The sequence below is a fragment of the Marinomonas sp. BSi20584 genome, assembly GCF_002792415.1.
In the GTDB taxonomy this organism is placed as follows: domain Bacteria; phylum Pseudomonadota; class Gammaproteobacteria; order Pseudomonadales; family Marinomonadaceae; genus Marinomonas; species Marinomonas polaris.
Genome location: NZ_KZ454892.1, coordinates 64,958 through 74,554, shown reverse-complemented (window position 1 = coordinate 74,554; position 9,597 = coordinate 64,958). Strand labels below are relative to the sequence as shown.

General features: G+C 40.5%; 8 protein-coding genes, 1 tRNA gene and 1 pseudogene. 7 read left to right on the top strand and 3 right to left on the bottom strand.

Annotated elements, in window-relative coordinates; translation table 11 throughout:
- Nucleotides 1–58: 58 nt before the first annotated feature.
- Nucleotides 59–135: transfer RNA gene (locus tag TY87_RS18945), tRNA-Met, on the bottom strand.
- A 1,062-nt stretch (nt 136–1,197) separates the two neighbouring features.
- On the opposite strand from TY87_RS18945, the gene TY87_RS18940 reads away from it, so the two are divergent.
- Genes TY87_RS18940 through TY87_RS18910 form a run of 7 tightly spaced genes read left to right on the top strand, consistent with a single transcriptional unit; the run spans nt 1,198 to nt 7,665 of the window.
- Entirely contained in the window at nt 1,198–1,980 is a 783-nt protein-coding gene (locus TY87_RS18940) for a DeoR/GlpR family DNA-binding transcription regulator (protein WP_100188256.1), read from the top strand.
- Nucleotides 1,977–2,978 (top strand): ABC transporter ATP-binding protein, encoded by a 1,002-nt coding sequence (locus tag TY87_RS18935; RefSeq protein WP_100188255.1) that lies wholly within the window; start codon nt 1,977–1,979, stop codon nt 2,976–2,978. The genes TY87_RS18940 and TY87_RS18935 overlap by 4 nt, the downstream gene beginning before the upstream one ends.
- A 45-nt stretch (nt 2,979–3,023) precedes the next feature.
- Nucleotides 3,024–4,295, top strand: a complete 1,272-nt coding sequence (locus tag TY87_RS18930; RefSeq protein WP_100188260.1) for an ABC transporter substrate-binding protein — start codon at nt 3,024–3,026, stop codon at nt 4,293–4,295.
- 50 nt (nt 4,296–4,345) lie between these two features.
- Nucleotides 4,346–5,209, top strand: coding sequence for a carbohydrate ABC transporter permease (locus TY87_RS18925; RefSeq protein ID WP_100188254.1), 864 nt, complete (start codon nt 4,346–4,348; stop codon nt 5,207–5,209).
- Nucleotides 5,210–5,232: 23 nt separating this feature from the next.
- The gene (locus tag TY87_RS18920) at nt 5,233–6,042 is read left to right on the top strand and encodes a carbohydrate ABC transporter permease (protein ID WP_100188253.1); all 810 of its coding nucleotides are present in this window, start codon (nt 5,233–5,235) and stop codon (nt 6,040–6,042) included.
- On the top strand, nt 6,042–6,890 hold the full coding sequence (locus TY87_RS18915) for an endonuclease/exonuclease/phosphatase family protein (RefSeq protein WP_100188252.1): 849 nt from the start codon (nt 6,042–6,044) through the stop codon (nt 6,888–6,890). The genes TY87_RS18920 and TY87_RS18915 overlap by 1 nt, the downstream gene beginning before the upstream one ends.
- A 7-nt stretch (nt 6,891–6,897) precedes the next feature.
- Nucleotides 6,898–7,665 (top strand): HAD family hydrolase, encoded by a 768-nt coding sequence (locus TY87_RS18910; protein ID WP_100188251.1) that lies wholly within the window; start codon nt 6,898–6,900, stop codon nt 7,663–7,665.
- Between the two features lie 179 nt (nt 7,666–7,844).
- On the opposite strand, the pseudogene TY87_RS22820 reads toward TY87_RS18910, so the two are convergent.
- Together TY87_RS22820 and TY87_RS18905 are read right to left on the bottom strand one after the other, a co-directional pair.
- Nucleotides 7,845–8,034: pseudogene (locus TY87_RS22820) on the bottom strand (IS481 family transposase); the annotation flags it as partial.
- Nucleotides 8,035–8,182: 148 nt separating this feature from the next.
- Nucleotides 8,183–9,526, bottom strand: a complete 1,344-nt coding sequence (locus TY87_RS18905; protein WP_100188250.1) for an MmgE/PrpD family protein — start codon at nt 9,524–9,526, stop codon at nt 8,183–8,185.
- Nucleotides 9,527–9,597 lie beyond the last annotated feature (71 nt).

The following is a 9,597-nucleotide window of genomic DNA, read 5'->3' as shown; positions in this document are numbered from 1 at the left end:
ATCCCGCGACAAGTTAAACTATAGACATAGCCTACTTTTTAATGACTTACTTGAAATATGGTTGCGGGAGCCGGATTCGAACCAACGACCTTCGGGTTATGAGCCCGACGAGCTACCAGACTGCTCCATCCCGCGACAAATTAATTCTTTCAAGAATCACTAACAATTTCGTTTAATTAGTTTTTGCTGGAGCCCTTTTTTTAATTAAAAAGTGAACCAACCACCATTTTTAAAATGGTTGCGGGAGCCGGATCTTCGGGTTATGAGCCCGATTTTTATAATTTACTTTATTTTACTTTGTATCATCAACTGCACATAAAAACAAATAAAACCATACAAAACAACAACATATATTTATTATTGTTTCATATAAAAATATTTATAAATCTTAATCACATTAAATTTATGAGATTTTATATTATTTATTGGTCACGATTTTGACCACCCACTTCAAATAACAAGTATATTTTTTCTGAGCTTAGGGAGCATGGGGTAGACCCCCAAAAATCGGCATCTATGTGCCAAGATTTGTTGTTGAGACCACTAGTATAAAAGAGAGAGTCCACTTGACTTTTCATACCTTAGTAGACACCTTTTAACGTTAAAACCTAGTTTAAAAAAGAGAGATTATTCGAATTGCTAGGGAACATGGGATCAAGTCGAGTTACGCGGCTTGATCCCATGTTCCCTAGTGCAGCTTATCAGATAGACATACCACTCATTTAAACCATTACACTATGACAGGTTTTACCCAGAACTCACTTACCTTATCTATTCCTTATTTCGTAAAAACAATCGATTCTACTGGCTTACTCACTAATGCTTGTGCAGGCTTTTTTCATCTATAAATTCCATTTGTCGTAGTAATCAAACACTCTACTTCGAAAAATATTTCTGACCTCATAAAATTCATCAACTCTATTGCTTTTAAGTAAGTCATTTTTAGCTGATATACCATTAAGAAGAGGACGATTTATCAGCCTTTTGAAAAATCATCATTAAGAATAATTTTATCTATAGTCATTAGTGACGCCAATTTTCAAATGGTCTCCAAATTTCAACTCTTATCGCTACGTCTTAATCGGTCTCCCGTATTAACCATTAACAATACTGTCAAAAACCATTCATTAAACCTTCATACGAAACAGATAGCATTTCGTTCGACAGAAAAATATACAGAAAAGGTTTCGAATGATAATGGGCATATCTAAAAGACAGAATGACATTCTTGATTTACTAAAAAGTCATGGAGGCAAAGTTTCCAGTGCTCTGCTCACTGAGCACTTTGATGTGTCTGTCCAGACTATTCGTAAAGAATTAAATATTCTCAGCGAATTGGCTTTGGTAAAACGTGTTCATGGCGGTATTTGTCTACCAGTTCAAAGCCATAATTTATCTTTCTCTAATCGACAAATCATTCATCTTGAAGAAAAGAAAGAAATAGCAAGAAACATAGTTCGTTACTTGCCAGAAGGTTGCAGTATTTTTTTAGGTATAGGCACTACCCCTGAACAAATTGCCCGTCATCTCATCCATCATCCAGGGCTTACCGTCATTACCAACAACTTAAATGCAGCCATAGCCTTATGTGAAAACCCAAATATCCAGACCCATATGGTAGCAGGTCGTATAAGAACAACGGATCAAGACGTTGTAGGTGAGGACGCCACTCACTATTTCAGAAAGTTTCAGGTCAATTATGGAATATGTGGTGTTGGAGGCATCTCAAGTTCAGGGGACTTGCTCGATTTTTCTACTGAGGAATCCCATCTTTCGCAAGCCATTCTGGAAAACTGCGAACAACGCATTTTAGTGGCAGACCATCAGAAGTTCCAACGCAGCGCTCCGGTCAAGAGCGGTCACTTAAGAAGCATAGATATGTTTTTTACCAACCAGATTTCCACTGAATTAGGCCTGCTTTGTCAGCAACTAGATGTAAAAGTCGAAGCGAGCAGCGATCAACCTTTGAGGCAACTATGAGTTTTTTAAGTATTTCTAATTTGAGCAAAGATTATTCTCACCATTGCGTAGTGAACGATATCAGCTTCTCGATTGAGCAAGGGGAATTCATTTCTTTACTGGGGCCAAGTGGTTGCGGAAAATCCACCACGCTCAATATGATTGCTGGTCTTGAGACACCGACTCGAGGTCAGATTCATCTTGGAAACAATGATATCACGCACCTTCCACCAGGAAAGCGTGAGCTGTCTATGGTGTTTCAGTCTTATGCCCTATTCCCCCATTTGTCTGTCAAAGAAAATATTCTATTTGGCTTAAAAGCGCGCCGAGTCGACAAGCAAGAGCAGATTAAAAGATTACAACATGCAATCGAATTGGTCAGTTTAGAAGAGCATATCAACAAAAAACCTAGCCAATTATCAGGTGGTCAATGTCAACGTGTTGCGTTAGCTAGAAGCATTGCTTCTCAAGCACCTCTTTGTCTTATGGATGAGCCACTTTCAAATCTTGACACCAAACTACGCAATGAAATGCGCAATGAATTACGCCAATTACAAAAGTCTTTGGGTTTGACTGTTGTGTATGTAACCCATGATCAAATTGAAGCGATGAGCATGGCGGACAAAATCATCTTACTCAACCAAGGAAAAGTAGAGCAACAAGGTTCACCAGAAAGTTTTTATCAAACACCTGAATCAACCTTTGTTGCTAGCTTTATCGGCCATCCACCAATGAATCTTATTCCCAGCCATGAGTACATTATTGGTGTAAGACCTGAGCACATTGAAGTACAGAATGTAGGGCACAAAACCAAGATCAACAGCTGTGATTACCAAGGCGCTGCCACCGTTATTAATGTGGACATTATTGACGGCCCTTTTCACGGAGCAAAAGACATTCAACTGTCCCTTATGGGTAAACATCAACTCACGGAAGGAAGTGACTTAACCATCAACTGGTCTGAACAAGAACAACATCTATTTTCCAAATCTACTGGCAACAGAATTACCAATCCATAGCATCTGAAAATCAACCTGAAAGGAGCTACTGCAATGCGTATAAACATGAAAAAACTTCTTACATTAGGAGCAATAGGGCTTAGCTTTTCGGCTCTAGTACAAGCTAAAACAGAGTTAACCATGTACTACCCTGTATCCGTTGGCGGCGCGCTAACTAAAGTCGTTGATTCCATGGTTGAGGATTTTGAACAAGAGAACCCTGATATCGATGTGAAAGCCATTTACGCAGGTAACTATAATGACGCCCGAGTAAAAGCTTTAGCAGCATTAAACAGTGGCCAACCGGCTCAATTATCCGTGATGTTTTCAATCGACGTCCATGAACTGATGGACCTAGGCGCGATTATTCCTTTTGACGATGTTATCTCCACACCTGATGAACGCCAGTGGCTACAAAGCTTCCACCCAGCATTAATGGAAAACGGCATTGTAGATGGCAAAACCTATGGCATTCCTTTCCAGCGTTCCACGATTGTAATGTACTACAACAAAGACATGTTCCGTGCAGCGGGTCTTGATCCAGAAAAAGCCCCTAGCAACTGGCAAGAATTAGTTGAAATGGGCAAAAAATTGACCAAGAAAGACAGTAATGGAAATGTTACGCAATGGGGAGCTATGATCCCATCTACTGGCTATCCATATTGGATGTTTGGCGCATTGACTAAAGAAAAAGGTCATAAGCTAATGAACCAAGCTGGCAATAAAACCTATTTCGATGACCCTAAAGCCATTGCTGCACTAGAGTTCTGGAAAGACTTAGGCGACAAGTATCAAATCATGCCGAAAGGAATGATTGAATGGGGCACTTTACGTCAGAACTTTTTAGAAGAAAAAACCGCCATCATGTGGCACTCAACCGGTAATTTAACAGCAGTAAAAAATGCAGCAAACTTTGACTTTGGCGTTGCTATGTTACCTGCTGATGTGGAGCGTGGTTCACCAACGGGCGGTGGTAATTTCTACTTGTTCAAAAATGCCACAACAGAAGAAAAGCTAGCTGCTCTTAAACTGGTTAAATTTATGACCTCACCACAGCAAGCAGCTAAATGGAGTATAGAAACTGGCTACATGGGTGTTAGTCCTGAGGCTTATCAAACCAAGGAACTCGCCAACTATGTTGAGTCCTTCCCACCAGCAGCTGTTGCTCGAGATCAATTGAAATATGCAACGGCCGAGCTATCTACACACCAATCTGGTCGTGTAAGAAAGCTATTAGATGATGCGATTCAATCTGTGCTAAATGGTCAGCAAGGCGCGAAACAAGCTTTAACAGCCGCCCAAAAACAAGCCGATCAGATCTTGTCACGCTACCGTTAAATTTCATGTTGATTAAAGGGGCTAGCAATGGCCCCTCATTGAGATTATTTATGTTTAAAACCTATAAAGCCCAAGCTTGGCTTCTCTTAGCGCCAGCACTCATCCTTTTAGTTGCCTTTACCTATCTACCCATAGGAAACACCATTTGGCGCAGCATGTTTGGCTTTGGTGTACAAATGGGAAATCAAGCCAGCAGCGAAAACTATGCCCGCTTGCTTGATGATCCTGTTTTTTGGCAAGTACTAAAGAACAGCGCCTTGTATGCTTTGATTACAGTACCAGCATCCATCTTCTTCGCCTTAATGATGGCACTTTGGGTCAATGGCAAAATCGCTGGGACAGGCTTTATGCGTCTTTCTTTTTTCACACCCACTATGTTGCCTATGATCTCAGTCGCTAATATTTGGCTGCTATTTTATAGCCCGGAAATCGGTTTATTTAATGCCATTTTGAGCTGGTTCGGTCTCTCTGGCGTCAACTGGCTAGGCGACCCTAATACGGCGCTATATAGCTTAATGACCATGACCATCTGGAAAGAGGCGGGTTTTTTTATGATTTTCTATCTTGCGGCCCTGCAAACTATTTCCCCCGATTTATATAAGGCGGCAAAAACAGAAAATGCCTCCAGTTTATATATTTTTAGACGTATTACTTTTCCTTTGCTAATGCCGACCACTTTATTTGTATTTGTTAATGCCTTGCTGAACTCATTTAAGCTCATAGACCATTTGTTCATTCTCACCAAAGGTGGTCCGAACAATGCGACGAATCTATTGCTGTATTACATTTACGAAAACTCATTTTCTTTCTTCGATACAGCTTATGCATCGGCATTAACAGTGATTTTGCTGCTCATATTAATTGTTATGGCACTCGTACAATTTGGCGTGATAGAACGTCGCATCCATTACTAACTGGCAGGCTATCGAGATTGATAATGAATAAAACACTGACTTTTTTATCTTCTAGTATCGCTTGGATATTGGCATTACTTTGGATTTTTCCTTTGCTTTATGCTTTCTGGGCTGCTTTCCATAGCGCTGAATATACAACTCATTTTTCCCTATTTGCTCCATTGGAGTTGAGTAACTTTGAGAAAGCTTGGTCTCAAGCCCCTTTTGTCCGCTACATGTTTAACACGTTTGCCATCAGCATTTTGACATTGGCAGGTCAGTTAATCGTATGTACCTTGGCCGCTTATGCATTAGCTCGAATTAAATTTCACGGTCGAGCATTTGTTTTCAGCTTAATTATTATGCAATTGATGGTGACACCAGAAATACTCATTGTGGAGAACTATCAAACTCTGGCTCAACTCCATGCCATTGATACATATTTAGCTGTGGCTATTCCGTACATTGCCAGCGCATTTGGTATTTTCTTATTACGCCAAAGTTTTAAAACAGTGCCTATTGATTTAGAAAACGCCGCAAAATTAGAAGGGTGTAATCTTTTACAAATTATTTGGAAAGTCTATGTGCCGCTTGCCAAGCCAACTTACGTGGCTTACGCGTTGGTCTCCATCAGCACACATTGGAACAATTTTTTATGGCCATTAATCGTCACCAATACAGAAAATAGTCGTCCGCTCACTGTTGGTTTGTCTATTTTTGGAGCTCCTGAGTCCGGTGTTGATTGGGCTATTATTTGTGCAGGTACACTAATTTCAATTGCTCCATTATTACTGATCTTTATTATTTTCCAACGTCAATTCATTCAGTCATTTATGCATGCAGGAATCAAATAATGCGTTTATTAAGCTGGAATATACAATCAGCTAAAGGTTGTGATCATATCTTTGATATCACTAGAATCATCAAGGACATTCAGGCCTTTGGAGACTTAGATGTAATCTGTTTACAAGAAGTTTCTCGACATATGTTGCCGTACAATAATGATGATCAAAAATGTCTGATTGAAGAAAGTTTTCCTAATTACCACAGTGCTTGGGCGCCAGGGTTTAGTCGACCATTGGAGAATGGCAAAAGCCAAGAGTTTGGAAATTTAACCTTAGTTAAACATGGCAAACTCTTAGACCAGCGTATTCATCAGCTACCAAACCCTTGTGTCTCTCCGTCCATCCAAATACCTAGAACGATGGTAGAAACAGTGATTCACTACAGGGACACAAATATTACTTTAATGAATACGCATCTTGCCTATCACTCTGAATTAGAATCGAAACAGCAAATCGAGTGCGTAACTCAACTGCGAGAGCAAATACGAAGCCACACCGATTCATCAATGACACCCTCAATTTCAACCGATAATGACGCCTATCACACCGCTCAAAAAGGCAGACACATTATATTATGTGGAGACCTTAATATTGCTTTAAACAGTGCCAAGTACATAAAGATGACCCAGGACATGGCTTGGCTAGACAGTGCTGAGATCGCATTAAACAACGCAAGCAGCTCTATTCGACAGCCAACTTGTGGTCTATTTGATACGGATCTCTGGCCTGAAGGCCCTCATGTCCGAGACTACTTTCTTTGTTCTGCAAGCTTGCATGACAAAATCAAACATTTTGAAGTAAATACCTCAACTATGGCTTCAGACCACCAGCCTATTTGCTTAACTCTAGAAGATTAAAATACTAATGAATAACCCGACAAACTTACCCAAAAACCTTATTAATAAAATCAAAGTATTATTTACCGATGTAGATGACACACTGACATTCAATGGCGAAATCCCACTCCAAACGATTCAATCTTTACATAAATTAAAAGAAGCTAACATAGTTGTGGTGCCTGTTACCGGAGCCAGCGCAGGATGGTGTGATTGCTTATTAAAAACCTTACCAATCAAATACATCATAGGTGAAAATGGCGCTTTCTTTATGGAGCAAGGAGATCGTGGTCATACTTTGCTTACTTACTTAAAAGAACCTCACCAAGTACAAGAAGATCTTGAAAAGTTAAAGCTGCTTATCAAGGAATTAAATACGCTCTATCCAGATATCAGCTTCACCCAAGATCAAAGTTATCGCATTACCGATGTGGCACTGGATATAGGCCAAGCAGTTAAAGTGGACTTTTTACATGCAAAATCAGCAACCCAATGGTTAAAAGAGAAAGGAGTGAACGCTAAGTTAAGCTCAATTCACATTAATACCTGGATTGGGGATTACAACAAAGCAACTGGTGCTCTAGCGTGGCTTGCATCACACAATATCTCTCTTGAGGAAACTGCCTTCATAGGCGACTCAACCAATGATGAAGCCATGTTTCAAGCCATTCCCTTATCAGTTGGTGTAGCTAATATTGAAAAATTCCTTCCGATATTGGCCCATAAACCCAACTATATTACTCAAAGTGCTGGCGGCTTAGGATTTGTAGAATTGGTTGATGCACTTATTTCATAAAAAATTGTTTTAAGAATCGACCCTAAAATACGAATAACATAGGAGTAATCTGTATAAAAGCCACTAAACAAGATTTATGTATCTCTATTCAGTGGTCAAAAAATAACAGAAACTGGATCCATACCACTACAGACTTACCCTCTAACGCTTGTGCAAGCTTTTTCATCTATAACTGTAGTGGAATAGTCAATCACGGCGTTTTCCGTTACGTCATCGACTCTATTTTTAACATTAGGTGCGCGCCTAGATCGATTAATTAACGCACCAAGATTGCCATCTTGAGCCAGCTTTTAAGACGCTACCCAGTTATTCAGCAAGATTGAGCAAACCCACTTTGTGCTGAATGATGGGATTCTTAGTATGCAACATAGAGAGTTACCTTTTGTTCGCTTTGATTGAAAATTCGACACTTTTATCAAAACGGGTAACTCTCTAACTTTTAAGTGGAATTGTCAGATTGAGTCGGGACTAATAAACTTTATCGTACCGAGTAGGTACTCGGTCAGATATGACCTAATTAATCTTCTAATCGAGTCACAATATTAGGGATTTCATGGCCTTGTAATATCAAATATTCAAGCCGTGACTTCTCTGTGTTACCCAAAATCCCCATAGTGAGTTCGTTAAACTTCTGAACCAACTCATCGTCTGTTAAAGGATCTTCCGGATCCCCTTTACGGGTTTTCTGATGGTAGGAAAGTTCCTCGCCATTGGTAAGTTTAATAATGACGCGAGCCGAGCGAACTCCGGGATAAAGCTTGCTAAGCTCCTCGTCTCTATAAACAGAAACACGCTTGGCAAAGTTGCGGATATCTTGTCGAGCCAAGGTTTCGTCGTTAAAGGCTTCTAGGCGGACTTTTCCGGTCAAGCAATGGGCAGCGATACAGTATTGCAGGCTAAAGCGCGCTTGTTGTGCGTCTTGCGGGTTGGTTCTATCGCACATTTTTTTCGTAGCATCGTAACCATAAACATCAATAGACTCGATGTCTTGATATCCAATATTGTGTGTTGTTAATAAGTTACCCACGCCATCTATTGCAGGGAAAATATGTCCGCAACAACCATGGTTTTTAATAGTCATACGAGTGATTGGTGTCCACTCATAGGAGCCAGCAAACGCTTTTCCCCAATTAACTGTGGCATCGGTTGTCGCATTCGCCCAACCAAACGGACCACTTAAGCTGTCTATGGATGCCTTAACGCCAGCCAAGGCTGAATTACCAGCCAAAATACCAGCTTGGGCAGCATGGCCCGCATGAAGCGCTTTTGCTCCGCCCTCTCCTTGCAGGTTAGCCTGATGTCCACCTGCAAAACTACTGGCAATACCAATGGCGTGCATCACTTGTTCCTGCGTACCTTTTGCTAACAGCACACACGCCACAGCAGCACCAATGGTGCCAACCGTTGACGTGGTATGCCAATACTTATAATGGGCAGGCTGAATAGCAAGAGACAAGCGGCAACCCACTTCGTAAGCACCAATAATAGCGCGATGTAAAACATCCAAAGACACATTGTTATTCTGGGCAATGGCTAAGGCAGCCGAAATGGTTGGGCTGCCGGGATGGTAACCGCCATCTTTAAAAATATCATCGAATTCAACAGTATGGCTAGCGACACCATTCATAAAAGCAGAATAACTAATAGATCTTGGCTCACCATCAACATAAGAAAAGGCATTTCCACTTGCTGATTCAATAAAATGTTTGAGCTCTGTTGATGGAGAACAGACTGTGCCCGGCAAAGTGGTTGCGTACCAATCTAATATCGCTCTGCGAGTAGCCCAAGAAACGTCTTTAGAAAGTGGACATGTCAACCAATGGACAGCCAAATTAGATAATTGAATAATTGGATTTTCCACGAATACTCCAAAAAAATAGACATGTGAAATGTTTAGAGATCTTTGTACTAAGTCACAAAGATCTAGGCAAA